Source organism: Streptomyces sp. NPDC018000, from assembly GCF_044328025.1.
Taxonomy (GTDB): Bacteria; Actinomycetota; Actinomycetes; order Streptomycetales; family Streptomycetaceae; genus Streptomyces.
In genome coordinates this window covers 64,639-88,993 of the sequence record NZ_JBIRGM010000005.1, presented here as the reverse complement: position 1 = coordinate 88,993, position 24,355 = coordinate 64,639, and the positions used below count along the sequence as shown (strand labels likewise).

Below are 24,355 nucleotides of genomic sequence, written 5' to 3'. Positions count from 1 at the left end.
CTTTGGGGAGGGTAGGGATGAAGCAGTCCCGGCCGCTGTACGAGCGCGAACCGGAACTCGCCGCTGCCGCACAAGCCGTAGAAGCTCTGTGCGGCGCCCAGGCAGCCGGCGGGCTGCTGGTCTTCAGCGGCGAGGCAGGCATCGGCAAGACCGCACTGCTCGCCGAGATCCAGGCGATGGCTGCCGACCGCTGCACGGTCTGGTCAGCACGCGGCGGCGAAACGGTCACATCCGTGCCGTTCCACGTCGTGCGCCAACTCCTGCAGCCCGCCCTCGACCAGTTCCCGCCCGACGAGGTGCGGGCCCTGTTCGGGGCCTGGTACGAGATCGCCGCGCCCGCACTCGGACTCGCCGAACCGAGCGGCCCCCAGCCCGATCCGCAGGGTGTGCGGGACGGCCTCGACTGGGTTGTCTCCCAGCTCGCATCCCGGCTGAGGCACCGTCCGCCGATGCTCGTCGTCGACGACGCACACTGGGCGGACGGCGAATCCCTCGCCTGGCTCGCCTCGTTCACCGCGCGCCTCGGTGAACTGCCCGTCCTGGTCGTCCAGGCCCACCGGCCGGAAGAACTGGCAGCGCGGCAGACGGAGAGCGCACCGGGCAGCGCCCACCTCTCCCAGGTCCGGGTCGCGCTGCGCGCCCTCACTCCGGACGCCACCGCCGAACTGGTCCGCACAGGCCTCGGTGAACACGCCGACGACCCGTTCTGCCGCGAGGTGTGGGCCGTCACCGGCGGCAACCCCTACGAGGCCGTCGAACTCGTCGCCAAGGTCCAGGACCGCGAACTGGCGCCCCTGGAGGAGTCGGCCGGACTGCTGCGCGAACTCGGCGCATCGGCCCGCGGCAGCGGACTCGTCGCCCGGCTCGAACGGATCGGTACCAGCGCCACCCGGTTCGCCTGGGCCGCCGCCGTCCTCGGTACGGACATCTCGCAGGATCTCGCAGCCACCCTTGCCGGAATGAGCCCCGCCGAGGCCGCCGACTGCACGGCGCGCCTGCGCGAGGCCCGTATCGTCACCGGCTTCGACCCGCTGGAGTTCGTCCACCCGCTGATCGCGACCGCGGTGTACCGCTCCATCCCGCCGGCCACCCGCACCGCCATGCACGGTCAGGCCGCCTGGGCGATCACCCGGGCGGGACTCGGCCCCGCCGCGGCCTCCCGCCACCTCCTCGAAGTACACCCCGACGACGACCAGGAACTGGTCGAGCAGCTCCGCGAAGCAGCCAAACACCACCTCGCGGTCGGTGCCCCGGAGGCCGCCCGCCGCTGCCTCGAACGCGCCCTGCAGGAATCGCCGCGCCATCCGGTCGAGGCCACCCTGCTGTACGAACTGGGCTGCGCCACGCTACTCAGCTCCCCGGCCACCACCGTCCAGCATCTGCGGGCCGCCCTCGAGATGCCCGGACTCTCCGACGACCAGCGGGTCGACGCCACCTACCGGCTCGCGGCCGCGCATTCCCACAACAACCAGCTGAAGGAAGCGGCACGCGCCCTCGCGGCCGAGGCCGCACGCACCGCACCCGGCCCAGGCCTGATGCGGCTCCAGGCCGCCCACTTCCTCTGGGAGGGCATGCAGGCCGCCGAGGATGACGGACCCGCCCGCTCGGCCCGGCTCGCCCGCAACGCCGACCAGCTGTCCGGCCGCGACAATGCCGAGCGTGCCCTGCTCACCATCCGCGCCTTCGACGCCATGATGCGCGGCGAGAACTCCCAGCTCATCGTCGACCTCTGCGAACGCGCCCTGGTCGACGGCCACCCAGCGCGCGGGCTCGGCTGGACCGACAGCGAGTGGGGATTCGAACTCCCGACCCTCGTCGGCATCACCTACGCCTTCACGGACCAGCTCGACCGGGCCGAGGAGCTCTTCGGCGAGGCCGTCCGCGCCTTCGAGATCTCAGGCTGGAGCGGTGCACATCTCGCGTTCGCACACACCCTGCTCGGGCTGGTCCACCGCCGTCGTGGCCGGCTGGCCGAGGCCGAGGGCTTCCTCCGCGAAGGACTGCGCCTCGCCGACCGTGTCGGCAGCGGACTTCCCGTCCACTGGGACGCGGCCTGCCTGCTGATCGACACACTGGTCGCCCGCGGCCGTGTCACCAAGGCCCGCGCAGTCGCCGACCGCTACGACTTCGGATCGCCCTACCCCAGCGCGATGGTGCTGCCCGACGCGCCATGCGTACGCGGACGGCTGCTGCTGGCCGAAGGCCGTACGAAGGAAGCGGCCAGCGAACTGGAAGCGGCCGGTCAGGCCCTCGAACCCCGCGGCAGGTTCAACGGCGTCTGGGCTCCCTGGGCCGGCGATCTCGCCCGAGCACTGGCCGAGGAGGACCCGGGCCGCGCCGCCCAACTCGCCAACTCGGCCCGGGCGCACGCCGAACGCTTCGGCACGGCCACCGCGATCGGTGAGGCCCTGCGCTGTGCGGCCCTCTTCGCCGGCCCCGAGGACGCCACGCATCTGCTGGCCGAGTCGGTCCGCCACCTGGAGGCGTCCCCGTCCGCGTACGAACATGCCCTGGCCCTTGTCGACTACGGCATCGCGATCCGCTCCCCGCGCGAACTCGCCAGAGCCCACAAACTGGCCACGGCGTGCGGCGCCGAAACCCTGGCAAACCGTGCCCACCAGGCACAGGCGTCGATCCGGTCCTCGGAGTGAGGTAATGTTTGTCCTGCGCAGCCGCCCGGGAACACCGGGGGGAATCGCATCGGGACGTGGCGCAGCTTGGTAGCGCACTTGACTGGGGGTCAAGGGGTCGCAGGTTCAAATCCTGTCGTCCCGACGGTAACGTCGCAGTTCAGGGGCCATCTACGGATGGCCCCTGAGCCATATCCGGGAGCAACTGGGGCGCCCTCTCCTGCTCCTGATGCTCCCATCGCTCCCCGTGCCACGACCCACGTCAAAAATCACGAACCGCCCTCTCAGGTGTCCACCGGACAGGGGTCACCTCAATCGCTCACCTTCTGCGTCGCCTGGTGGCTCCACGAGCGGTGGCTGGGGTGCGGGGTGGTTGCGCGGCGGATGGCGATGAGGGCGATGTCGTCGCCGAGGCTCCCTCCGGTGTGGGCGAGCAGGTCCCGCTGGATGTGGTGAAGCAGGACTTCGGGGCTTTTGTCGGACCACTGGGCGGCGCGTTCCGCGAACGGGTAGAAGGCGCCGTGGCGGTCGCGGGCCTCGATGACGCCGTCGGTGTAGAGGAGCAGGGTGTTGTCGGAGTCGAAGGGCAGCACGTCGAGGGTGTGGTCGTCCGGGTCGGTGATGCCGACGCCCAGTGGGGGTGCGGGGTGCAGGTTCGGGACGGTCACGGTGTTGTCCGGACCGAACAGCAAGGGCGCCGGATGGCCGCAGCTGGTCATTTGAATGACGGGTTCGTCGTCGGGGATTTCCAGCAGGACAGCGGTGACGAAGCGTTCCCCGGCCTCATCCGCCGGTTCGAAGTCGGCCAGGTAGCGGGTCACGCTGCGTTCCAGGGCAAGGGCCATTTGGGGCAGGGCGGCGTGCTGGTGAGCGGCCTCGCGGAAGGCGCCGAGCAGGAGGGCGGCCTCGCCGATGGCGGGCAGCCCCTTGCCCTGTACGTCGCCGATCATCACACGCACTGCGCTGTCGGTACGGGCGGCGGCGTACAGGTCGCCGCCGATCTCGGCCTCCTCCTCGGCGGACAGGTAGAGGCAGGCGAGTTGCAGCGGGCCGAGCCTGCTGGGTAGTGGCCACAGCAGGGCTTGCTGGGCGGCCTCGGCGACCGACCGCACCTGGGCCAGTTGGCGGCTGCGCCAACGGCGCACCACGGAGAAGAACACGATCAGCAAGGAGAGCACCGTGAGGGCGAACACCTGCACCAGCAGGTTCTGCGAGTACTGCACGCCGAGGTGCCAGCCGATGAACGCCTGCGCCGCCACGGCCAGGGCTCCGATGCCGCCCGTCGCCCAGGGCCCGGCGAACGACGCGGCGATCGCGGGCGCGATCACCAGCAGGGGGCCGAGGACGATGTTGGGGGTCGCTACGTCCACGACTGTGATCAACACGATGAGCGCGACCGGGAGCACCAGCAACGCATGGGCCGGCCGTAGCTGCCCCATCCCGGCAAAGCGCCGCCTGGAAGCCATGTCTTCCACATTGCACCCACCCAGGGCGGATAGCGAGAGGAGCCGGCCGGCCCCTGCCAGGCGACGGTGCCGGCGGGAGAGTACCCCGCTCCGTCACCTACATGCGCATGACACGGGCCCGGCGCGCGAGGGCAGGCATCCAGTCCCGGCACATCGGCCTGCCCGCCGCCACCACGACCACCGACCCGACAATGAGCCACCCCGCTTGCGGGGAGCGCTGCACGGTGATCGCGCCTGGCGATTGCGGTCAGTGTCGCAGTCGGCACTGACAGTCCCATGCGTGCGGGTCGATTCGATGTCCCGGGGGACGGCAGGTGAGCCGGGTCGTCCGGCGTCGGCTCTCAGGCGGTGTGCACGAGCGTGCCGCCCACGTAGGTCCGCAGGACGCGTGCCTCGGCGATCTCCTCCGCCGGCGCCGTGAAGATGTCGCGGTCCAGGACCACCAGGTCGGCGAGGTTACCGGGACGCAGGGTGCCGGTGTCGTCCAGGCCGTTCACATGGGCGGTGCCCGCGGTGTAGGCGGCGACGGCCGTTGCCAGGTCGAGACGCTGCTCGGGGAGGAAGACCCGGCCGTCGGTTGCCCCCGGCTCCATCCGGTTGACCGCGACATGGATGCCCGCGATCGGGTCGGGGCTGCTGACGGGCCAGTCGCTGCCGGCGGCCAGGGTGGCGCCGTGGCGCAGCAGACCGCCGAACGGATACTGCCAGGCGGCGCGTTCGGGGCCCAGGAAGGGGAGGGTCAGCTCGTCCATCTGCGGTTCGTGCGCGGCCCAGAGCGGCTGGATGTTGGCGATGGCGCCGAGCTGGGCGAAGCGCGCGAGGTCGTCGGGATGCACGACCTGGAGGTGGGCGAGGTGGTGGCGGTTGCCTCGGTGTCCGTTGGCTTCGATGGCGGCCTCGATCGAGTCGAGGGCCTCGCGGACGGCCCGGTCGCCGAGGGCGTGGAAGTGGACCTGGAAGTCGAGGGCGTCGAGCCGGGTGACGTAATCGCGCAGAGCGGCGGGGTCGACGAAGCTCAGGCCGGTGTTGGCGGTGGCACAGCCGCAGCTGTCGAGATACGGGGAGGTCATCGCCGCGGTGAAGTTCTCGGCGATGCCGTCCTGCATGATCTTCACCGAGCCGGCCCGGAAGCGGCCATGGCTCAACTTCGCGCGCAGCGCGACCAGTTCGTCGATCTGCTCGGCGCCGCGCTCACGATCCCACCACAGCGCGCCGGTGACGCGGGCGGTGAGCGAGCCGTCGCGGGCGGCGGCCAGATAGGCGTCCGACGGGTCGGGCCTGCCGCTGAACTCGCCGAGCAGGGCGTCCTGCCAGCCGGTGATGCCGAGGGAGTGCAGCAGCTTCTGGGCCCGCAGCAGTCCGGCGAGCCGGTCCGCGGGGGTGCTCGCCGGGACCAGGCGGGAGACCAGCGCCGTGGCGCCCTCCTGGAGCATCCCGCTGGGTGTGCCGTCCGGTTCGCGCTCGATGCGGCCGTCGGCGGGGTCGGGGGTGGCGGCGGTGATTCCGGCGAGTTCGAGTGCCCGGGTGTTGGCCCATGCGCCGTGGTGGTCGCGGTTCGACAGCAGGACCGGACGGTCCGGGACCACGGAGTCGAGCAACTGCCGTGTCGGCAGGCCACCGTCGAAGCTTTCCATGGACCACCCGCCGCCGGTGATCCACGGGTGGTCGGGGTGGGAGTCCGCGTAGGCCCGTATCCGGCCCAGGTACTCCTCGACGCCGACGGTGCCGGTCAGGTCGCACTCGGCCAGCTCCGTCCCGCCGAACACCGCGTGGATGTGGGCGTCCTGGAAGCCGGGGAGCAGCAGCTTCCCCCGAAGGTCGACGACCTCGGTGCCGGGACCGATGAGATCGCGCACGTCGTCGTGCCCGACGGCGGCGATCCGGTCGCCGACGACGGCGAGTGAAGTGGCCCGGGTGCGGGCCGGATCGGCGGTGAAGACGGCTCCGCGGGTGAAGACCAGATCGGCGGTGCTCATACGGTGCTCCAGAACGTGAGGAAGCATGAGGTGCGGCGCCATGCAAGCGGTTCGGCCATTTACACGTCAAGGGTGTTGACGTAATGTCGCCGCATGGCTGAACGCGTGGTTCCCGAAAGCGAGCGACGGCGGCGCAGGCCGACCAAGCAGGGCGCAGTCCTCTCGGAACGGCTGATCGTCGAGACCGCGCTGCGCCTGGTCGCTCAGCACGGTGCGGAGGCGCTCTCGGTGCGGCGGCTCGGTGCCGCACTGGGTGCCGACCCCAGCGCCATCTACCGGTATTTCCACAATACCGACGCACTGCTGCTCACCCTCGCCGACGAGCTGGTCGGCCGCGCGCAGGAGGGCTGGGCGCCCACCGGCGACTGGCGCGCCGACCTCCGTGCGATCGGTCTGCGGATTCATGCCTCCTACCGGTCCAATCCGCAGGCCGCCCTGCTGGCGGCGCACCGTACGACCGGACGCGTCCACGAGACCGAGGCCGTAGAGACGATCCTGGGCGTCCTGCGCTCGGCGGGCTTCCCGGACCCTCTCGCGGTGCGGATGTACCACGCCTTCGTCGACCAGGCCCTCGCCTTCGCGGCCCAGGACGCCGCCGCCCTCGCCCTTCCGCAGGCTGCCCTGGAGGCGGACACGGAGGTCTGGAACACGGTGTACGGCAAGCTGTCGGCCACCACGCACCCGAACATCGCCGCGACCTTCCCCCTGCTCGCCGCCGACATGCGCGACAGCGGTTATCCCTTTGCCCTGGAACTGATACTGGACGCGATGGCGGCGCGACGGCCCGCCACGAGCGGCCCAGGAGGATCAGGTGGTGGGAAGCAGGAGGGGGCCGCTGGATAGAGCCTGTCGGGCTCCGATCAGCCGCCCCCTCCTGGCTTCGGCGGATCAGTCTTGCACGACGGCCGGATCACGGTGGCGCCGGTGACCGCGCGTACGGTGCAAAGGTCCCCATCCCGAGACGTCCCGGAAGATCCGCAACTACGTCGAACACGACGCCCCCGCAACCGAGCCGCACACAACAGGAGCACTCTTCGATGACCGACACCCTTGTCCGCACCACGCACGGCCCGGTGCGAGGTGAACGCCGCACCGACGGAAGCCTCCGCTTCCTCGGCATCCCGTACGCGCAGCCGCCGGTCGGCGAACTCCGCTTCGCCGCGCCCGTACCGCCCGAGCCGTGGACCGAGCCGCTGGACGCCACCGCGTACGGCCCGACAGCCCAGCGCCGTCCGTTCGCCGAGGTCACCACCATTCCCGAGCCGTCCATTCCGGGCGACGCGGTCCTGAACCTCAATGTCTTCACCCCTGACCTCGCCCCCGCCGAACCGCTGCCGGTTCTCGTGTGGATCCACGGCGGCGGGTACGTGGCAGGCTCGGCCGCCAGCCCCTGGTACGACGGGGCCGCGTTCAACCGGGACGGGGTGATCCTGGTGTCGGTCGGCTACCGACTGGGCATCGAGGGCTACCTGCACCTTGAGGACGCCCCCGACAACCGGGGGGTGCGGGACTGGGTCGCCGCCCTGGAGTGGGTCCGCGACAATATCGCGGACTTCGGCGGTGACCCGGCCAAGGTCACCGTCGCCGGCCAGTCGGCGGGCGGCGGGGCCGTCCAGACGCTGCTCGCCGTGCCCGCAGCCCAAGGTTTGTTCAGGGCGGCGATATCGGTTTCCGGCGCGACCATGCGGCCGCAGGGCAGAGACCTGGCCGAGATGGTGTCGACGCTGTTCACCGCCCGTACCGGCACACCTGCGACAGCGGCCGCGCTGCGCGACCTGACGGACAACGAACTCCTCGTCCTCCAGGACAGGCTGGGCGAGCCGGGCCCGGACCGCGACGCACTCCCGATGCTGGTCCTCGCGCCCTTTGCCGACGGCGAACTCGTTCCGAGGCCGGTGCCGGAGGCACTCATCGACGAAGAGGCGGGCGCGGACGTGCCGTTGATGATCGGCTTCACCGCCCACGAGTTCAACATGATCCAGCCCGCCGAGGTGGGACAGTCCCTCACGGACGAGCTGTTCCGCGCCCCCGCCATCGCCATCGCCGAGGCCCGAGCCCGGGCGTCCCGTCCCACCTGGCTCTACCAGTTCGAGTGGACTGCGACGGCGCCCGCCTTCGAGGGCTTGGCGCATCACTGCGTGGACATCCCCTTCGCCTTCGACCTCCTGAACGCCCCCGGCGTCCCCGAGGCCGTGGGCGCCCACCCACCCCAGCCGCTCGCCGACGCCATCCACGCGTCCTGGGTCCGTTTCGTCCGCGACATCGACCCGGGCCCGGCCTGGCCGCCCTACACGCACGACACCCGCGCGACCCGAATATGGGCCACCGAACCCCGCACGCTGCATGACCCACTGCGTCGTGTACGTGAGACTTTGCTGCCCTGAACCGCTGTGAGCGGCGTCGGCGGGGTTGGGGCACAGGCAACCGGGAAGGTGATCGAACTGCCCGTGCGCGTCGCCTGCAGGCGGTCCCGCAGTCTGAAGCCGAGCTGTGCTGGTGACAGACGAGTGGCTTCCCTCCGGCGCCGCCGCAGACCCATTACGGTGGGACATCCCTGTACAAAACATTTCAAGCCGCGCAAAGAGGCGCGATGCCCTACGGGAGGCATGATGAGCCAGCAGCCGGTCCTCCTGCCCTATACCGACCCGGCCTTCGTGGCTGATCCCTTTCCGCTCTACACACAGCTGCGCGAGGCCGGCCCGGTGCGGCGCGCCGTCATCGCCGGGGGCCTGGAAGCCTGGCTGGTCACGCGGTATGAGGACGGCCTCATGGCCCTGTCCCACCCGCAGCTGAGCAGCGACGTCCGCGATGCGTCGGATCCCCGGCTCATCGAGCGGCTGCCCGCCACCGAGCGTGAGTCGGTGCTGTGCAACATGCTCCGATCCGACCCGCCCGACCACACCCGCCTGCGCCGACTGGTCTCCAAGGCGTTCACCGCGCACAGGGTGGCGGAGCTGCGGCCCCGCGTCCAGGAGATCGCCGACCGGCTGCTCGACGAGATCGTGCCCGCCGGTCGCGCCGACCTCATCGAGAGCTACGCGCTGCCGCTTCCGGTCACCGTGATCAGCGAACTGCTCGGGGTACCCGTGGCCGACCGGCATGACTTCCAGCGGTGGACCGACGACATGACCCTCCGGGGGACCGAGCCGCCGGACCCGGCCCGGGTGGACGAGGCGTGGGGGCAGATGCGTTCGTACCTGACCAAGCTCCTGGAGGCCAAACGAGCCCGGCCCGGGGACGACCTGCTCAGCGCGCTGATCGTGGCGAGGGACGAGGAACAGCGGCTGGACGAGGACGAGTTGATCGCCATGGCATTCCTCCTGCTGGCGGCCGGATACATCACCACGGTCAACCTGATCGGCAGCGGCATCGCCGCGCTGCTCGCCCACCCCGACCAGCTGCGGATGCTGCGGGACGACCCGGAGCTGCTGCCGGGCGCGATCGAGGAATTCCTGCGCTACGACGGACCCGTCAACCCCGGCATCGCCCGGTTCGCGCGCGAGGACGTCACCATCGCCGGGGTGAACGTCCCGCGCGGCGCGACCGTGCTGGTCGCCTCCGCCATCGCCGACCGCGACCCGGAGCACTTCCCCGAACCCGACCGCCTGGACATCGCCCGGCAGGACAACGCCCACCTCGCGTTCGGACACGGCATCCACTACTGCCTGGGTGCACCGCTGGCCCGGCTGGAGGGCCAGATCGCGATCGGCACCGCCCTGCGCCGCCTTCCCGACCTCGCCCTGGGCGTGCCCCCGGACGAACTGCGATGGCGGCCGGGCGGATTGCGCGGCCCCGAACACCTACCGGTCACCTTCACATCCGATGACGCGACCGTCGGCAGTCGTTCCTGAGCCACCTGCCCGGCCGGTGGGGGCGTCCCAGGACGAACAGCATCGACCGGACGCGTTGCACGTCCCCCGTTCAGAGCGATCGGGCGAGCCGGAATCCGAGGTCGTCGATACGAAAGGTCGGGTGACTCTTGCGGCGGCACGACGCCCGGCATCCTCGGGGGTGATCGTATCCACCTCCGCCACGGAACACGCGGTACGGGCCGTAGACCCGGGGATCGTAGACATCCCAGCACCACTCCCACACGTTGCCGATCATGTCGTGGAGGCCCCACGCGTTCGGTGCCTTGGTCGCGACATCGTGCACCTCGCCGCCGGAGTTCCCGCGGTACCAGGCGATCTCGTCCAGCTCTCCGTAGCGTGCACCGGAGGTACCGGCCCTGCACGCGTACTCCCACTCGGCCTCGGACGGGAGCCGATAGCCGTCGGCCGCCCAGTCGCAGACCACGTCCTGCCCGTCGCGGTCGTCACCGATCGAGTAGCAGGGTTCGAGTCCAGCCGCCTGCGAGAGCAGGTTGCAGAACCGAACGGCCTGCTTCCAGGAGACCTCCGTCACCGGAGTCCTCGGCCCCGCCGAACTCGCCGGCGCCTCTCCCCGAACGGCTCGGTACAGCTCGCGGGTCACGGGATACGGCGCCAGCCGGAAGGCTCCGACCTCGACGTTCCACTCCGTCTTCGTGCCCTCGTCCCGCAGGGTGATCTCCCCGGCAGGGATGCTCCTCAGGCCTGCGGCGAGCTCCTGTCGGAGTATCGATCCAGGGCTCATCGCAGCTCCTCATGTGCGTCGGCGTACGAGGTCGGCGCGCTGACTGTCAGCGGCCCCGGGGGCGGCTCATACGTCTGGGCTTTCGAGAGGTGACGATACAGACCGGAACCCGCGCCCCAGTTCGCCCTTCGAGGCGACGAACCTGGCCGGCACCTCACCCCCGCCGTGCACCGCCAGATCGGCCCCGCTGACGTACGGAGCCAGACCGCCCGCCAGATACAGGCAGGCGCGTGCCACATCGTCCGGTACGGCCATCCGTCGCATCGGAATCACCCCGGCCACCGCGGCGCCGCCGTCCTCCCCGTACACCGGTGCGGCGCTCTCGGTGCGGATCAGACCGGTCGTGATGTGGTTGACGCGCACCTTCGGCGCCCATTCGAGAGCCAGTGCCCGGGTCAGTGCGAGCAGCCCGGCCTTCGCCGCCGTATAGGCGGCGGTGCCGGGCTGCGGGGTGTGCGCGGAGACGCTGCCGATGTTGATGACCGAGCCGCCCTCGCTCTGGCCCTGCATGATCCGGTTGGCGGCCTGCGCCACATAGAACGGGGCCAGCAGATTGAGCGCGACGATCTTCTCCACGAACCGCGGCGAAACGGTGGCCGCGTCGGCGTCGGGGGAGCCGCCCGCGTTGTTGACGAGCACATCCAGCCGTCCGAACCGTTCCACCGCCGTGTCGACCAGAGCGGCGGCGGCCACCGGGTCGCGGACATCGGTCGCGCGGAAGTGTGCCTGCCGGGTGCCGCCGGCCGCAGGTTCTGGCGGTTCGTTGCGCCCGCAGACCAGCACATCCGCACCGGCGGAGAGAAAGGCCTCGGCGATCGAGGCGCCGATACCCTTCGTGCCACCGGTGACGAGCACTGCCCGTCCCGTGAAGTCGATCGGATTGCCGATGTCCATGGTCCGCCTCTGCTGGGGCCGAAGTGCACGCTGATCGGTTCGATAAAGCTACCAATCGTTTGTTTGGTGAACCAGTCGTCGCCAAGGCCGAACTGTCACGTGCTGAAGCAACCCACCTACGGACGCGGCTCCTCGTCCCGGGCCAGTGCCCGCGTCAGCCAGCCGATCCAGAAGTTTTCCAGATCGATGCCGCCACGCAGAACCAGATGCCGCAGCCGGTCCTCGTCGGAGTTCCGCTCGGGCGGGAAGTCCCGCTCCTCGATCTCCAGGTACTTCTCCAGCTGCCTACGGTGCAGCCTCAGATGGCGGCGCAGCTCCGCATCCAGGCCGGGCGCCCCGACGACCGCCGCCGCCCGCATCCGCAGCAGCAGCGGATCCCGGATCTGCTTGGGGTCCTCGGGGCGGGCCACCCATGCGGACAACGCCTCCCGGCCCGCGGGCAGTACCTCGTACTCCTTCTTCTGCCCACGGGCGGGCTGCTCCGACGGCAGCGCCCGGATCTGCCCGGCCTGCTCCAGCTTCCCCAGCTCGCGGTAGATCTGCTGATGCGTGGCGGACCAGAAATAGCCGATCGACCGGTCGAACCTGCGGGTCAGCTCAAGCCCTGACGACGGCTTTTCGAGCAGAGCGGTGAGGATCGCATGCGGGAGTGACATGGGGTGCATCCTAAGGACGGACGGGCAGTGGCCCCATGACGGAGGGGCCGGCCGGTCGGAAACCCCCGGGCCGGGGGTTTCCGGATCCGTCACAGCGAAGCCGCGAGCTCCGTTCCCTGGCGGATCGCGCGCTTGGCATCCAGTTCGGCGGCCACATCGGCGCCACCGATCAGATGCGCCGGGCGGCCGGCGGCGAGCAGCTGCTCGAACAGCTCGCGGCGCGGCTCCTGGCCCGCGCAGAGCACCACCGTGTCGACCGGCAGAAGGTGCTGTTCGCCGTCGACCGTGAGGTGCAGTCCGTCGTTGTCGATCCGGTCGTAGGAGGCGCCCGCGATCATCGTGACGCCGCGGTGCCGCAACTCGGTGCGGTGGATCCACCCGGTCGTCCTGCCCAATCCCGCACCGACCTTGCTGGTCTTGCGCTGGATCAGATGGACGGTGCGCGGCGTCTTCGGACGCTCCGGGGCGCGAAGACCGCCCCGGTCGCGGTAGTCGGTGTCGACGCCCCACTGCCGGAAGAACACCTCGGGGTCGAGACTTGCCGCATCACCCGAGTCCGTCAGGAACTCGGCGACGTCGAAGCCGATCCCGCCCGCCCCGATGATCGCGACCCGGTCGCCGACCTGCGCCCCGTCATGCAGGACATCGAGGTAGCTGACCACGCTGGGGTGGTCCAGACCCGGTATCGCGGGGGAGCGGGGCGTGACACCGGTGGCGAGGACGACCTCGTCGAAGCCGTCGAGCACATCGGCCGTGGCCCGCGTACCGAGCCGCAGTTCGACCTTCTCCTCCGCGATCCGGGTACGGAAGTAGCGCAGCGTCTCGTTGAACTCTTCCTTGCCGGGAACCCTGCGCGCCACATTCAGCTGGCCGCCGATCTCCTCGGCGGCGTCGAAGAGGGTCACCTTGTGACCGCGCTCGGACGCCGCGACGGCGCACGCGAGACCGGCGGGCCCGGCGCCGACGACCGCCACCCGCTTGACGGTGCGGGTCGGTGACAAGGTGAGCTCGGTCTCGTGGCAGGCCCGCGGATTGACCAGGCAGGAGGTGACCTGGCCGCTGAAGACGTGGTCCAGGCAGGCCTGGTTGCAGCCGATGCAGGTGTTGATCGCGTCGGCGCGGCCCTCGGACGCCTTGACGACGAAGTCCGGGTCGGCGAGGAACGGCCGGGCCATCGACACCATGTCCGCCCGCCCCGAGGCGAGGATCTTCTCGGCGACCTCGGGCGTGTTGATGCGGTTGCTCGTCACCAGCGGTACGGAGACGGCACCGCGCACCTTTTCGGTGACCCAGGTGTAGGCGCCGCGTGGCACCGAGGTGGCGATGGTGGGGATACGGGCCTCGTGCCAGCCGATTCCCGTATTGATGATCGTCGCGCCGGCGGCCTCGATCTCGCGGGCCAGTTGCACGACCTCCTCCAGCGAGGAACCGCCGGGCACCAGATCCAGCATCGAGAGCCGGTAGATCAGGATGAAATCGCTGCCGACCCGTTCGCGGACCCGGCGCACGATCTCGACGGGGAACCGGATGCGGTTCTCGTACGAGCCGCCCCAGCGGTCGGTGCGGTGATTGGTGGCGGCGGCGATGAACTCGTTGATCAGATAGCCCTCGGAGCCCATGATCTCCACACCGTCGTACCCGGCACGCTGCGCGAGCTCGGCGGCCCTGGCAAAGTCCTCGATGGTCTCCTCGACCTCGTCGTCTGTGAGGGCGTGCGGAGTGAATGCGCTGATCGGCGCCTGGATCGCGCTCGGCGCAACCAGGCCGGGATGGTGCGCGTACCGGCCGAAATGCAGGATCTGCATGGCGATCCGGCCGCCCGCCTCGTGCACGGCGGCGGCGACCCGCGCATGCTGCTCGGCCTCGGCCTCGGTGGTCATCTTGGCGCCGCCGGGCAGTGAGCAGGCGCGGGCGTTCGGAGCGATGCCGCCGGTGACGATCAGGCCGACGCCGCCCCGGGCGCGTTCCGCGTAGAAGGCGGCCATCCGCTCGAAGCCGCGCTCGACCTCCTCCAGACCGATGTGCATCGACCCCATCAGCACCCGGTTGGGGAGGGTGGTGAACCCGAGGTCGAGCGGGCTCAGCAGATTCGGGTACGGGCTCATGAGGCGGCTCCTCGCGCAGTGTCGTTGCGCCAGTTGTAGACCACCGGTACACCATTGTGCAACAAGTTGCACAATGGTGTACGTCGCAGAGTCACGAGTGCGGTCGTCCCTCGGACGGCGTAACACCAGGACACGCCGGCGCCCCGGGTCACGGAAAGTGGAACCGTGGCGCCAAGTGGAACCGTGGCGCCCGTTCGCCACGGCGCGGGTGGCGCGTCGAAGCCCCCTGACCCCCGGACCTCGCGGAGACTCTCATGGCCTGCCTCGACCGGCGTGACCTCGGCCTGCTCGTCCTGCGCGTCGGTACCGGCGCGGTACTGGTCGCGCACGGCGCCCAGAAGCTGGCCGGCTGGTTCGGCGGTGGGGGCATCGAAGGCACCACTGCCGCGATGGAGGCCATGGGCTTCCATCCGCCGAAGCACAGCGCGGTCGCTGCTGGACTCGGTGAGGCAGGCGGCGGCGCACTGCTGGCCCTCGGTCTCGCCACCCCGGCGGCCGGTGCGGCCGCTGCCGGCGCGATGGCGGGCGCCGTGGCCGTCCACGCACCCGCCGGATTCTTCGCACAGGGGGGCGGCTACGAGTACCCGGCCTTCCTCGGCTTCACCGCTGCGGCGATCGGCCTGACCGGACCCGGCCGGTACTCCCTCGACCACGCCACCTGGCACGTGTTCAACCAGCCATGGATGGTCCCCCTCGCCTTCGTGGGCAGCGCGGTCGCGGTGGCAGCCATCGTCGGCAAGCGCGCCAGAGGCCGGGCCGTGGTCGACCCCGACACGACCTGACCACCCGGCAGGACGGACCACCCGGGAGGACAGGGACCGCGGGTGTGCCGGTGGCGCAGGGCCACCGGCGTCCCGGCGTGAGCGCCAGGTCGACCAGCGTTCGTACTGGCGCATCAACGCACGTGCGGACCGATCCGGTTGGGTGGAGAGCCTGTGCGCGGATTTCGACGAGGTGCCCGGCACCTCATTCGCGGGGTGGCTCTGCCTTGGCGATCCGGGCGTTGGCCCAGGCCACCAGTTCCGGGTCATTCAGGGCGCGGACCCATAAATCGGCCCGGTCCGCACCCCGGCCGGCGGGGCGGGGGCCGGTCCCCAGCACGCGCAAACCGGCGCTTCGAGCCGAGTCGATTCCGGTGACGGAGTCCTCCACCGCCAGTGCGTCCTGTGGCCGCACGCCGCAGAGATCCGCCGCGGCGGCATAGACGTCCGGATGGGGCTTCGGCCGCAACGTGCCGCCCGCGACGACGATGTGGCCGAAGTGGCCCAGCAGTCCGGCCCGGTCCAGGCTGGACTTCACCATGTCCAGGGGGCAGTTGCTGGCAACCGCGAGTGGCAGATGGTGTGCGGCCAGGCGGACCAGCGCTGCCGCGCCCGGCATGGTGACGGGGTTTGCGGCGACCAGCGCCGTGAAGTGCCGGAGAAGCGAATCGGTCATATCGGCGGTGAGGTCAGGCTTTCCGGTCTCCTCGGCCATGAGGCTCCCGCACTCGGTGTAATGCACCCCCTTGGCTCGCTCGGCGAATCCGGCCGGGGGCTTGAGGCCGAACTCTCTGAAGACTCTGTTGCGTGCGTCCTGCCAGTGGATTTCGGAGTCCATCAGGGTTCCGTCGCAATCGAAGACGATAGCGGCCGGGGACCAGTCAAGGATGCGATGAGATGTCATTTCTCTGCCGTTCTCGGAGAGTTTGCCGACCCCGCTCTGTCGACCGGTTCGCGAGATGCCGGACTGCGGGAGGGATGCGCTCGACTGTTGAGACCGGGATGCCGAACCGTCTTCCTTCTTGACCGTCCGTGAAAGTGGTCGATTCGCCTGCGTGGGGCCCGTCGCTCCGGACATCAGCTGTCTCATGGGTCGAGCCCGAAAACATCGTGGTCGCTACGTTAATTTTGTGCGAAGAGGTGCGCAATCACTACTTCGAGTGTTTGACGGGCAGGCCGGTCGCAGGCTAGACGCGAGGGGCGGGGCGGCCGAGGGGCGGCCGTGGAGCGCCGTAAGTCTTCACAACTGCCCTGTAAAACAGGTCAGTTGATTCAAGCGTTGTCGTAGTGACCGCACGGGGGCAGCCTCATTCGCGGAGCCATCGGGATGAGGTCGAAAATTTCACAGATGTCACCCACATGCACGCACGGTCGAAGAATAATAAAAGCTCAGCGGCCGGCGGTGCAGTGCCGCCAATGCGCGGGCGCACTACTCTCCTGCGCCGACTCATTGCATGAATGAACGAAGGTGGAACATACGTGCAAGACAGGGCGCGAGCTACCCGGAGATCCCTATTGGAAGCCGCAGCACAACTTTTTGTCGAACAGGGATACGCGGGCACCAGCATCAATGACATAAGTGGCCGCTCCGGGAAGACCAGTGGAGCCATCTACTTTCATTACGCCAGCAAGGAAAAGCTGGCCCTCGCCGTTGTCGGTGAACAGTTCGCCGCATGGCCGCAATTGGCTCAGCACTACGCGGCCCCGGACGTCCCGCCGCTTGAGAAGCTCGTCGCTCTGAGCTTCGAAATCGCCAGAGTCCTGCGCGAGGACGTCGTAGCCCGCGCCGGCGCCCGCCTGTGGGCCGAGCGCCAGGGCATCGACGCGACCGTGCCCACACCGTTTGCCGCCTGGACGGCGGCCGCCACACGGCTTCTGGCCGAGGCCCGGTCCAACGGCGAACTCGCCGAGGGGATCGAGCCGTCGGGCACCGCCACGACACTCGTGTGCGCGCTCTTCGGTCTGTACAGCCTCACCGACGAGGTCGCGAGGGAACAGGAACTCGGGTCACGGCTGGACCAGTGGTGGCTCCTGGTCCTGAACGCGCTCCAGGCGCGGCCCGACCCCGCCGCCCTGATTGCACGAGCTCGAGCACGGTTCCCTGTGAACGGCCCGCCCACCTGGTCCGAGCGAGACAGCCCGGCGCCAGGTCGCCACGACGGGCCGTGAGGGCGTCTCCGTCGTCCCGCTCTGCCCGAGCCGACACCCTGGAGCCGACCCTTCGCGCTGCTCACCGAAGAGGCGGGAAACCGGCCTGTCGATGTCCGTACCCTCTTCGTGGAGGGCGCCTGGGCGTGCGTCGAGGCCGGTGACCGCGACGGCTGTCCGGACCTGGTCGAGGCCTCGGCCGCGACCGACGCGGTGACGGATGCCGATGTGATCGTGCCGGCGCAGGCGTCCATGGCCGATGCGGTCACCCGTACGGCCACCTTGATCGCGGTGCTCTCCGGCCCCCGGCCGGGACTCGCCGCCGCGCGCTGACCTGCCGTTCGGGTTCCGGACCCGCACGGATCATTCGGAACCTGTGCGTATGGACTCACCAGGCGCGGGCAGCCGCTCCGGGGGACGGTGGAAGGAGATCCACCCCGAACCGCTCGGAGGCCCCTGATGACCAATCCGTACCCCGACCCCGTGCCACCGGCGCCCACCCCGGGACCGATGCCAGGGCCTCCGTCGCCGCTGCCGCCCCCGCCGCCCCCGCCGCCCGGACCCGTCCCGCCCGGCCCGTCACCGGATCCGATTCCGCAGCCGCCCACACCCGAGCCGATGCCGGCACCGGAGCCGTCACCCCGGTCGGCCGGATGACCGCCGTCCGGTGCGCTGCACGGGGTCTGTCCGTCCGGGCGGTGCACCTCAGGCCCCGGCCGGGACGGCGTTCGCCCGCGCCGCGGCTTCGGTGAGTACGCGTAATGCCTCAGGCGATGATCGGGATCACGGCCTCGGGCGTCAGCATTCGGAAGGTGAACGCCTGATGGAAGTAGAGCCGGATGCTGGTCGCGTCGTGGTCCTGATACCCGATCGACAGATCCTGGCCCAGGCGCAGTTCGAAGTCGCCGCCACGGGTGGACAGCAGCACACCTCCCGTGACGGCGGGTGCCCACAGGATCTGGTCGTCGAGCAGCCGGGCCAGGTGGGTGGCCACCGGGTATCCGTGGTCGGAGGTCTCGGTCGCCTCGGTGAAGGCATCGGCACCCAGCAGCAGCCGGTACGGTCCGTCGACACCGGCCAGCCGCAGCTGGGTCAGTCCCTGGCTGACGGCGGTCGGGTAGTCGCGGGCGTCGGCAGGCAGCGGCAGCGGTGAGTGCGAGGAACCGTCCCGGAGTCCGGTGATCCCGGCGGATGCGTACCCGTCGATGATCGACATGTCCTCGGCGAACGCACAGGTGCGGGCCGCGTCCTTGACGGGCTGCCAGTCGCTGTCGTCGGAACCGCGCTCGACATCGTCCACGGCCGACCGGGTCACCGTGAACGGCACCCGCCATTCGATGACGGGCACCGAGGTGCGGGCCCGGGCGGTCACGTCCGGTGTGGGCGGATCGATGTCGCGCAGATGACCGTCGCCGACGGCTGCCAGCTCGGGGCCGTCCGGGCCGGTGACATCGACGACACGGCGGCCCGCCAGATGGCGGCAGAAGGTACGCCGGGCCTCTTCTTCGATCTGGTCCCAGGCGGCTTCCGTGACAGGGGCGAGTTCGCGGTGGAGGTTGTTCATCGATGGGCGCTTTCTTGCAGGCTGCCGATGTGCAGCGAACCGTCGGCCGAACGGACCGGGGCCTGTGCCACTGCCGGCGCGGACGTCGGCTCCGGCACGGCCTCGGTCACGGCGGGCGACGGCGGCGGGGTGTCGAAGAAGTCGGCGCTGGGGGCGTAGAAGAGCGTGCCGGTGACCGCCGTCGAGAAGTCGAGGATGCGGTCGTACGTACCGGGCGGACTGCCGAGGAACATATTGCGGAGCATCTGCTCGGTCACGCCCGGATCGGCGGCGTAACCGATGAAATACGTGCCGAACTCGCCCTGTCCGAAGCTGCCGAACGCCATGTTGGCCCGCAGGATCTCGCGCGACGTGCCGTCCGGTTCGTTGATCGTATTGAGGGCGACATGCGAGTCGGCGGGCTTGACGTCGTCGGAGAGCTCGATGTCGGCGAACTTCGTACGGCCGATGACCCGCTCCTGCGCCTCGGTGCTCAGCGCGTTCCAGGATGCGAGGTCGTGCAGATACTTCTGCACGGTGACATAGCTGCCGGCCGCGAACTCCGGATCCTCGGCGCCGACCAGGGCCGCCGATCGTGCATCTGCCCCCACGGGATTCTCGGTGCCGTCGACGAAGCCGAGCAGATCCCGGTGGTCGAAGTAGCGGAACCCCTGTGTCTCGTCGACGACCTTCACCGCCCCGCCGAGCCGGTCGAGGAGCTGGGCCGCCCACTCGTAACAGACGTCCATCCGCTCGGCCCGGATGTGGAACAGCAGATCCCCCGGGGTGGCGGGGGCATGGTGGCGGGCACCGTGCAGTTCCTGGAACGGGTGGAGCCCCGCCGGCCGCGGCCCCGCGAACAGCCGGTCCCAGGCGTCGGAGCCGAAAGCGGTCACGGGGACCAGGCCGGCGCCCGGGAACCGGAATCCGATGGAGCGGGCGATCGCCGCCAGATCCGGCAGAACCTTGCGTACGACGGGTTCACCGCCGGGCTCGATCGTGGCGACCAGGATCAGGGCGGCGCTCGTCAGCGGCGCGACAACAGGCTGGGCCGCGACCGGTTCCGGCGTGGCGTCGGGCATACGGGTGCTCCATGGGGCGTCAGCGGTACGGGACGGCAGCGGGCTCGCGGGCGGTGTGGCGACAAGAGGCCCGCTGCTACTTACGCACACGTACGACGACGCCGCACCCCGGGTCGCCCGACCGGGCGTTGCCGCCGCGGGCGGTGTCGTACCAGCCGTGGACAGGGCAGCCCGGACCCCGACGCCGACGGCGCCCCGGAGAACGCCGAGCGGACTGCGGACACCCTGGCGTCCGCCGGGCCGGAGGACGACGCATCCGAGGCGCGGGGCGTTCAGCGCCCACCGGCGCCGCGTGCATCAGCCCGCTTCGACCTCCGACCGGTCGCCGCCCCAGAGCGTGTGGAAGGAGCCCTCGCGGTCCGTACGCCGGTATGTGTGCGCCCCGAAGAAGTCGCGCTGCCCCTGGGTGAGCGCCGCGGGCAGCCGGTCCGCGCGCAGTCCGTCGTAGTACGAGAGCGCGGCTGCGAACCCGGGCGTCGGCACCCCCTGCCGTACCGCCTCGGCGACCACCCTGCGCCAGTCGTCCTGCGCCGCACCGATCTCCTCGGCGAACTGCTCGTCGGAGAGCAGGCTCAGCAGGCCGGGGCGGGCGTCGTAGGCCGCCCGGATCCGATCCAGGAACGCGGCCCTGATGATGCACCCGGCCCGCCAGATCGCCGCCACCGCGCCGAGGTCGATGTTCCAGTCGTAGGTTTCGCTGCCCGCCCGGATCTGGTGGAACCCTTGCGTGTACGAGACGATCTTGGACGCGTACAGCGCCTGCTCCACCCGGTCGGCGAAGGCCGCCGCCTCCGTCTCGCCGAGTGCCGTGGGCGACGGGCCCGGCAGGCCCTGCGCCGCCTCGCGCAGATCCGCATGGCCGGACAGCGAGCGGGCGAAGACGGCCTCCGCGATACCGGAGACGGGCACCCCCAGATCCAGCGCGATCTGCACCGTCCAGCGGCCTGTGCCCTTCTGCTCCGCCCGGTCCTGCACGATGTCGACGAAGGGCTTTCCGGTGGTGGCGTCGGTGTGGGCGAGGACCTCGGCTGTGATCTCGATCAGATACGAGTCCAGGCGGCCGGTATTCCAGCTGCGGAATGTCTCGGCGATCTTCGCGGGGGAGTAGCCCGCCACGGCACGCAGCAGGTGGTACGCCTCCGCGATCAGCTGCATGTCCGCGTACTCGATGCCGTTGTGGACCATCTTCACGAAGTGCCCGGCACCGTCGGGACCGATGTGGGTGGTGCACGGGGTGCCGTCCTTCGCCTTGGCGGCGATCTTCTCCAGCAGCGGCCCCAGCGATTCGTACGACTGGGACGAGCCGCCCGGCATGATGCTCGGCCCGTTCAGCGCGCCCTCCTCGCCGCCTGAGATGCCGATGCCCACGAAGTGAATGCCGCGCTCGCGCAGTTTCTTCTCACGGCGGCGGGTGTCCTCGAAGTGTGCGTTGCCGCCGTCGATGATGACGTCGCCCTCTTCGAGGAGCGGGGCGAACTCCTGGATCACGGCGTCCGTCGGATCCCCCGCCTTCACCATGATGACCAGTCGGCGCGGACGTTCCAGAGCCGCGACGAACTCCTCCGGTGTGCGCGCGGCGACGAAGGAACCCTCGTCGCCGAACTCCTTGACCAGGGCGTCCGTCTTCGCGGTTGTGCGGTTGTGCGCGGCGACCGTGAAGCCGTTGCGGGCGAAGTTACGAGCGAGATTGCGGCCCATGACCGCGAGCCCTGTGATGCCGATCTGCGCAGTGCCGCTCATCTGTCTGCTCTTCAATCCGTGTGGGGGACGCCGGGATCTTCAGTATGGATACGGGGAGTGGAGACAGCCTGTTCAGCATGGGCCGTATGGGCTCGGCCCGAGATGTCTCACAGGCCGGGCGCTCACCGTCCGGATGTGCTGGTGGATGTCCACCGGTACATCCGTCCGTGATGCGGGACTTCGTCTCAGGCTCTTGTCACCGGCCTTTGTCCGACCATAAGTTGAGCGCTTGCGACGTGTCCTAATGCCAGTGGGGGAACCAAGTCATGGCCGCAAACGGACGGCACCGCAGATATCAGCCCAGCCGGCTCAACCGTGCCTCGCTCACGGTGACCGTCGGCGGTGTGGGCATCGCGCTCCCGCTCATCGCAGCCGCGTCGGCGGGCGCCGCCTCGACGGATGTCTGGGAGAAGGTAGCCGCCTGCGAGTCCACCGGAAACTGGCACATCAACAGCGGCAACGGCTACTTCGGTGGCCTTCAGTTCACCCGGTCGACCTGGGCGGCCTACGGCGGCACGGTCTACGCCCCGCGCGCCGATCTGGCCACCAGGGACCAGCAGATAGCCATCGCGGAGAAGGTGCTCGAAAGGCAGGGGCCCGGCGCCTGGCCGGGTTGCTCGACACGGGCGGGGCTGACCAAGGGCGGGGAAGCCCCCGGCATCAACCCGCAGTCGCAGCGGACCAGCCACGTACAAGCACCCGGGAAGGCCGCCGCCGGGAAGCCGGGGACCAAGCGGACGTCCACGCCCGCCGAGCCGACCAACGTGCCCGGCAAGCGCGAGTCGTACACCGTGGCCACCGGTGACTCGCTCTCCGCGATCGCGGCGACCAAGCATGTCAGGGGCGGCTGGCAGCATCTGTATGCGGCGAACCGCACGGTCGTGGGGGACGATCCGGATCTCATCTTTCCGGGACAGCGTCTGAGCCTCGATGTGGCCCAGGCACCGAAAGCGGATTCCGAGGCGGGCTCGACGGCGGCCGCGAAGCCGGAGACCGTACCGCATCAGAGGGCAGAGCCGCAGCACCGGACCACCGAGCCGAAGCAGCAAACGGCGAAGCCCCAACACGGGGCCGCGAAGCCCCAACACCAGCCCGCCAGGCCGAAGCAGCGCCCGAAGAAGACCGAGAGCCACAAACCGCAGCGAGCGGAGAAGCACTCCGACGGCCTCGTCGCGCCGGTCGCGGCGGGTATCGGTACCCCGTACCACCAGGCCGGTTCCTGGGCCAGTGGCCATCACACCGGTGTCGATTTCCCTGTCCCGACCGGCACTTCGGTGAAGGCGGTCGGCTCCGGTACGGTCGTATCGGCCGGCTGGGCGGGGGCGTACGGATACCAGATCGTCATCCGGCACAGCGACGGCAAGTACAGCCAGTACGCCCATCTGTCCGCGCTTCATGTGCGTGAGGGCCGGCATGTCTCCGCAGGCCAGCGGATTGCGCGCTCGGGCTCGACCGGGAACGTCACCGGTCCGCACCTGCACTTCGAGATCCGTACCGGCCCCGGTTACGGCTCGGACATCGACCCGCTGGCCTACCTCAGGGCGGGCGGCGTCAGCGTCTGAACGGCCCCTGCCGCGTGCTCGGGAAGAACGACGACCGTCCGCGTCTCAGTCGGCCGGGCCAGACCCGACGCCGGTTCCGCAGTTCCTTCGGCGCGGTGCTCCGCGCCCAGCCGCTCCGTCGTGAGGAGTATCAGCCCGCCCGCGGCGACCACCCCGCAGGCCAGCGCGAGCATGGTGCCCGCCGTGCCGAGCCGGAACTGCTCGTCGAACAGGGTGATGCCGACAGCTGCGGCCATCACCGGGTTCACCACCGTCACCGTGGCCAGCGGCGCGGTCAGCCCGGCGCCCCGGTATGCGGTCTGGGAGAGCAGCAGCCCAGCGGCCGCAAAAGCGGCTATCGCCACCAGCGCCGGCATACCGGCCCCTGCCGCACCGGAGGCCCACTGCACGGTCACCGTCTTCGTGAACACCGAGGCGATACCGAAGGCGACGCCTGCGGCCCCGGCCAGGATCACGCTGCGCACCACCGGCCGGTTCGAGCCCTTGGAGATCAGGAAGAGGGACGCGACCGCACCGATCGCCACGCCGGCGAGCATCAGCTGATCCGGGCCGCTCAGGGTATGCGGCTCGGCGTTCCCGGTGAGCGCGAGCAGGCCGGCCAGACCGACGGTCGCCATGATCGCGCCGCGCCATGCGGTGGCACCTGCCCGGCGGCGTACGAAGAGTGCCGCCATCGGCAGGGCGAAGACGATGGTCAGCGCGCCGAGCGGCTGGACGAGACTGAGCGGACCGTAGGCCAGCGCCACGACATGCAGCACCGCGCCCACACCGTTCAGTGCCACGGCGGCCCACCAGACACGGTTGCGTAAGGGCGCGAGCGAGCGGCCGTCTCCAGCCGTGGCCACGCGCTCCTGGACGATCGCCCCGGCGGCGTAGGCGACCGCGGAGACCAGTGACAGAAGCACGGACAGCGCAAGGGAACTCATGCACACCACAATGTCCCTTCGAAGCGGCTGCGTCGTCGTCCTTGAGGCGGCGATCCTGCGTACTGCCTCGGTAGTACGGGAATGGCTCCGGGGTCCTCCTGCCGACGGTGGTCCTCCCTCCGGAGGAAGGAGCAGCGTGATGGACGAGCCGTCAGCGGCCTCCGTGGGCGGATTCTTCGCACTGCGTACCGCGAGCCCTGTGAAGTCACGCGAACGGAGCAGCATCCGGTGCATGGCAGACTTGATCGGGGC

At 70.1% G+C, this 24,355-nt stretch carries 19 protein-coding genes and 1 tRNA gene; 9 read left to right on the top strand and 11 right to left on the bottom strand.

What is annotated here, in order from left to right:
- Positions 1 to 17 precede the first annotated feature (17 nt).
- Positions 18 to 2,651, top strand: a complete 2,634-nt coding sequence (locus tag ACH4EW_RS14840; protein ID WP_398256300.1) for an ATP-binding protein — start codon at positions 18 to 20, stop codon at positions 2,649 to 2,651.
- 50 nt (positions 2,652 to 2,701) lie between these two features.
- A tRNA-Pro gene (locus ACH4EW_RS14835) sits at positions 2,702 to 2,775 on the top strand.
- 166 nt (positions 2,776 to 2,941) lie between these two features.
- On the opposite strand, the gene ACH4EW_RS14830 is transcribed toward ACH4EW_RS14835, so the two are convergent.
- Positions 2,942 to 4,096: a PP2C family protein-serine/threonine phosphatase gene (locus ACH4EW_RS14830; protein WP_398256297.1), complete on the bottom strand. Its 1,155-nt coding sequence runs from the start codon at positions 4,094 to 4,096 to the stop codon at positions 2,942 to 2,944.
- A 341-nt stretch (positions 4,097 to 4,437) separates the two neighbouring features.
- The gene (locus tag ACH4EW_RS14825; protein ID WP_398256295.1) at positions 4,438 to 6,072 is read right to left on the bottom strand and encodes an amidohydrolase; all 1,635 of its coding nucleotides are present in this window, start codon (positions 6,070 to 6,072) and stop codon (positions 4,438 to 4,440) included.
- 93 nt (positions 6,073 to 6,165) lie between these two features.
- Here ACH4EW_RS14825 and ACH4EW_RS14820 point away from each other — a divergent pair, with 93 nt between their 5' ends.
- From ACH4EW_RS14820 to ACH4EW_RS14810, 3 genes are all read left to right on the top strand, one after another.
- A complete protein-coding gene (locus ACH4EW_RS14820; RefSeq protein WP_398256293.1) occupies positions 6,166 to 6,915 on the top strand; it encodes a TetR/AcrR family transcriptional regulator in 750 nt (249 codons plus the stop codon).
- A gap of 194 nt (positions 6,916 to 7,109) precedes the next feature.
- Complete coding sequence (locus ACH4EW_RS14815) at positions 7,110 to 8,456, top strand: carboxylesterase/lipase family protein (protein WP_398256290.1); 1,347 nt, start codon at positions 7,110 to 7,112, stop codon at positions 8,454 to 8,456.
- 225 nt (positions 8,457 to 8,681) lie between these two features.
- Positions 8,682 to 9,923 (top strand): cytochrome P450, encoded by a 1,242-nt coding sequence (locus ACH4EW_RS14810; RefSeq protein WP_398256287.1) that lies wholly within the window; start codon positions 8,682 to 8,684, stop codon positions 9,921 to 9,923.
- Positions 9,924 to 9,993: 70 nt separating this feature from the next.
- On the opposite strand, the gene ACH4EW_RS14805 is transcribed toward ACH4EW_RS14810, so the two are convergent.
- The 4 genes from ACH4EW_RS14805 to ACH4EW_RS14790 all read right to left on the bottom strand — a co-directional run bounded on the left by ACH4EW_RS14805 (position 9,994) and on the right by ACH4EW_RS14790 (position 14,341).
- Positions 9,994 to 10,686: a formylglycine-generating enzyme family protein gene (locus tag ACH4EW_RS14805; RefSeq protein ID WP_398256285.1), complete on the bottom strand. Its 693-nt coding sequence runs from the start codon at positions 10,684 to 10,686 to the stop codon at positions 9,994 to 9,996.
- Between the two features lie 66 nt (positions 10,687 to 10,752).
- Positions 10,753 to 11,580: an SDR family oxidoreductase gene (locus tag ACH4EW_RS14800; RefSeq protein ID WP_398256283.1), complete on the bottom strand. Its 828-nt coding sequence runs from the start codon at positions 11,578 to 11,580 to the stop codon at positions 10,753 to 10,755.
- A gap of 116 nt (positions 11,581 to 11,696) precedes the next feature.
- Positions 11,697 to 12,236 (bottom strand): PadR family transcriptional regulator, encoded by a 540-nt coding sequence (locus ACH4EW_RS14795; protein ID WP_398256282.1) that lies wholly within the window; start codon positions 12,234 to 12,236, stop codon positions 11,697 to 11,699.
- A gap of 89 nt (positions 12,237 to 12,325) precedes the next feature.
- Complete coding sequence (locus ACH4EW_RS14790) at positions 12,326 to 14,341, bottom strand: FAD-dependent oxidoreductase (protein ID WP_398256280.1); 2,016 nt, start codon at positions 14,339 to 14,341, stop codon at positions 12,326 to 12,328.
- Positions 14,342 to 14,595: 254 nt separating this feature from the next.
- Between ACH4EW_RS14790 and ACH4EW_RS14785 the strand changes: the two genes are divergently transcribed.
- Positions 14,596 to 15,123, top strand: coding sequence for a DoxX family protein (locus ACH4EW_RS14785; protein ID WP_398256278.1), 528 nt, complete (start codon positions 14,596 to 14,598; stop codon positions 15,121 to 15,123).
- Positions 15,124 to 15,307: 184 nt separating this feature from the next.
- Here the strand turns inward: ACH4EW_RS14785 and ACH4EW_RS14780 are convergent, their stop codons facing one another.
- The gene (locus ACH4EW_RS14780; protein ID WP_398256276.1) at positions 15,308 to 16,006 is read right to left on the bottom strand and encodes an HAD family hydrolase; all 699 of its coding nucleotides are present in this window, start codon (positions 16,004 to 16,006) and stop codon (positions 15,308 to 15,310) included.
- A 554-nt stretch (positions 16,007 to 16,560) separates the two neighbouring features.
- On the opposite strand from ACH4EW_RS14780, the gene ACH4EW_RS14775 reads away from it, so the two are divergent.
- Positions 16,561 to 17,271, top strand: coding sequence for a ScbR family autoregulator-binding transcription factor (locus tag ACH4EW_RS14775; protein WP_398256274.1), 711 nt, complete (start codon positions 16,561 to 16,563; stop codon positions 17,269 to 17,271).
- A 108-nt stretch (positions 17,272 to 17,379) separates the two neighbouring features.
- Positions 17,380 to 17,583 carry a hypothetical protein gene (locus ACH4EW_RS14770; RefSeq protein ID WP_398256272.1) on the top strand — a complete coding sequence of 68 codons (204 nt, stop codon included), beginning with the start codon at positions 17,380 to 17,382 and terminating at the stop codon, positions 17,581 to 17,583.
- Positions 17,584 to 18,016: 433 nt separating this feature from the next.
- Here ACH4EW_RS14770 and ACH4EW_RS14765 read toward each other — a convergent pair whose 3' ends face one another.
- From ACH4EW_RS14765 to gndA, 3 genes are all read right to left on the bottom strand, one after another.
- The gene (locus ACH4EW_RS14765) at positions 18,017 to 18,814 is read right to left on the bottom strand and encodes a family 1 encapsulin nanocompartment shell protein (protein ID WP_398256270.1); all 798 of its coding nucleotides are present in this window, start codon (positions 18,812 to 18,814) and stop codon (positions 18,017 to 18,019) included.
- Complete coding sequence (locus tag ACH4EW_RS14760; RefSeq protein ID WP_398256267.1) at positions 18,811 to 19,875, bottom strand: Dyp-type peroxidase; 1,065 nt, start codon at positions 19,873 to 19,875, stop codon at positions 18,811 to 18,813. Before ACH4EW_RS14760 ends, ACH4EW_RS14765 begins: the two co-directional genes overlap by 4 nt.
- Before the next feature lie 297 nt (positions 19,876 to 20,172).
- On the bottom strand, positions 20,173 to 21,615 hold the full coding sequence (gene gndA / locus ACH4EW_RS14755) for an NADP-dependent phosphogluconate dehydrogenase (protein WP_398256264.1): 1,443 nt from the start codon (positions 21,613 to 21,615) through the stop codon (positions 20,173 to 20,175).
- 266 nt (positions 21,616 to 21,881) lie between these two features.
- Here gndA and ACH4EW_RS14750 point away from each other — a divergent pair, with 266 nt between their 5' ends.
- Positions 21,882 to 23,177 (top strand): transglycosylase family protein, encoded by a 1,296-nt coding sequence (locus ACH4EW_RS14750; RefSeq protein WP_398256262.1) that lies wholly within the window; start codon positions 21,882 to 21,884, stop codon positions 23,175 to 23,177.
- Here ACH4EW_RS14750 and ACH4EW_RS14745 read toward each other — a convergent pair.
- On the bottom strand, positions 23,147 to 24,103 hold the full coding sequence (locus ACH4EW_RS14745) for a DMT family transporter (RefSeq protein WP_398256259.1): 957 nt from the start codon (positions 24,101 to 24,103) through the stop codon (positions 23,147 to 23,149). The two genes, ACH4EW_RS14750 and ACH4EW_RS14745, sit on opposite strands and share 31 nt — an antisense overlap.
- Between the last annotated feature and the right edge of the window lie 252 nt (positions 24,104 to 24,355).

Coding starts and splice junctions, on each gene's coding strand:
- ACH4EW_RS14830 (WP_398256297.1), bottom strand. CDS start 4,096: ATGGCTTCCAGGCGGCGCTTTGCCGGGATGGGGCAGCTACGGCCGGCC.
- ACH4EW_RS14760 (WP_398256267.1), bottom strand. CDS start 19,875: ATGCCCGACGCCACGCCGGAACCGGTCGCGGCCCAGCCTGTTGTCGCG.
- ACH4EW_RS14820 (WP_398256293.1), top strand. CDS start 6,166: ATGGCTGAACGCGTGGTTCCCGAAAGCGAGCGACGGCGGCGCAGGCCG.
- ACH4EW_RS14825 (WP_398256295.1), bottom strand. CDS start 6,072: ATGAGCACCGCCGATCTGGTCTTCACCCGCGGAGCCGTCTTCACCGCC.
- ACH4EW_RS14780 (WP_398256276.1), bottom strand. CDS start 16,006: ATGACATCTCATCGCATCCTTGACTGGTCCCCGGCCGCTATCGTCTTC.
- ACH4EW_RS14745 (WP_398256259.1), bottom strand. CDS start 24,103: ATGAGTTCCCTTGCGCTGTCCGTGCTTCTGTCACTGGTCTCCGCGGTC.
- ACH4EW_RS14810 (WP_398256287.1), top strand. CDS start 8,682: ATGAGCCAGCAGCCGGTCCTCCTGCCCTATACCGACCCGGCCTTCGTG.
- ACH4EW_RS14785 (WP_398256278.1), top strand. CDS start 14,596: ATGGCCTGCCTCGACCGGCGTGACCTCGGCCTGCTCGTCCTGCGCGTC.
- ACH4EW_RS14765 (WP_398256270.1), bottom strand. CDS start 18,814: ATGAACAACCTCCACCGCGAACTCGCCCCTGTCACGGAAGCCGCCTGG.
- ACH4EW_RS14795 (WP_398256282.1), bottom strand. CDS start 12,236: ATGTCACTCCCGCATGCGATCCTCACCGCTCTGCTCGAAAAGCCGTCG.
- ACH4EW_RS14840 (WP_398256300.1), top strand. CDS start 18: ATGAAGCAGTCCCGGCCGCTGTACGAGCGCGAACCGGAACTCGCCGCT.
- ACH4EW_RS14790 (WP_398256280.1), bottom strand. CDS start 14,341: ATGAGCCCGTACCCGAATCTGCTGAGCCCGCTCGACCTCGGGTTCACC.
- ACH4EW_RS14805 (WP_398256285.1), bottom strand. CDS start 10,686: ATGAGCCCTGGATCGATACTCCGACAGGAGCTCGCCGCAGGCCTGAGG.
- ACH4EW_RS14750 (WP_398256262.1), top strand. CDS start 21,882: ATGGCCGCAAACGGACGGCACCGCAGATATCAGCCCAGCCGGCTCAAC.
- gndA (WP_398256264.1), bottom strand. CDS start 21,615: ATGAGCGGCACTGCGCAGATCGGCATCACAGGGCTCGCGGTCATGGGC.
- ACH4EW_RS14775 (WP_398256274.1), top strand. CDS start 16,561: ATGAACGAAGGTGGAACATACGTGCAAGACAGGGCGCGAGCTACCCGG.
- ACH4EW_RS14800 (WP_398256283.1), bottom strand. CDS start 11,580: ATGGACATCGGCAATCCGATCGACTTCACGGGACGGGCAGTGCTCGTC.
- ACH4EW_RS14815 (WP_398256290.1), top strand. CDS start 7,110: ATGACCGACACCCTTGTCCGCACCACGCACGGCCCGGTGCGAGGTGAA.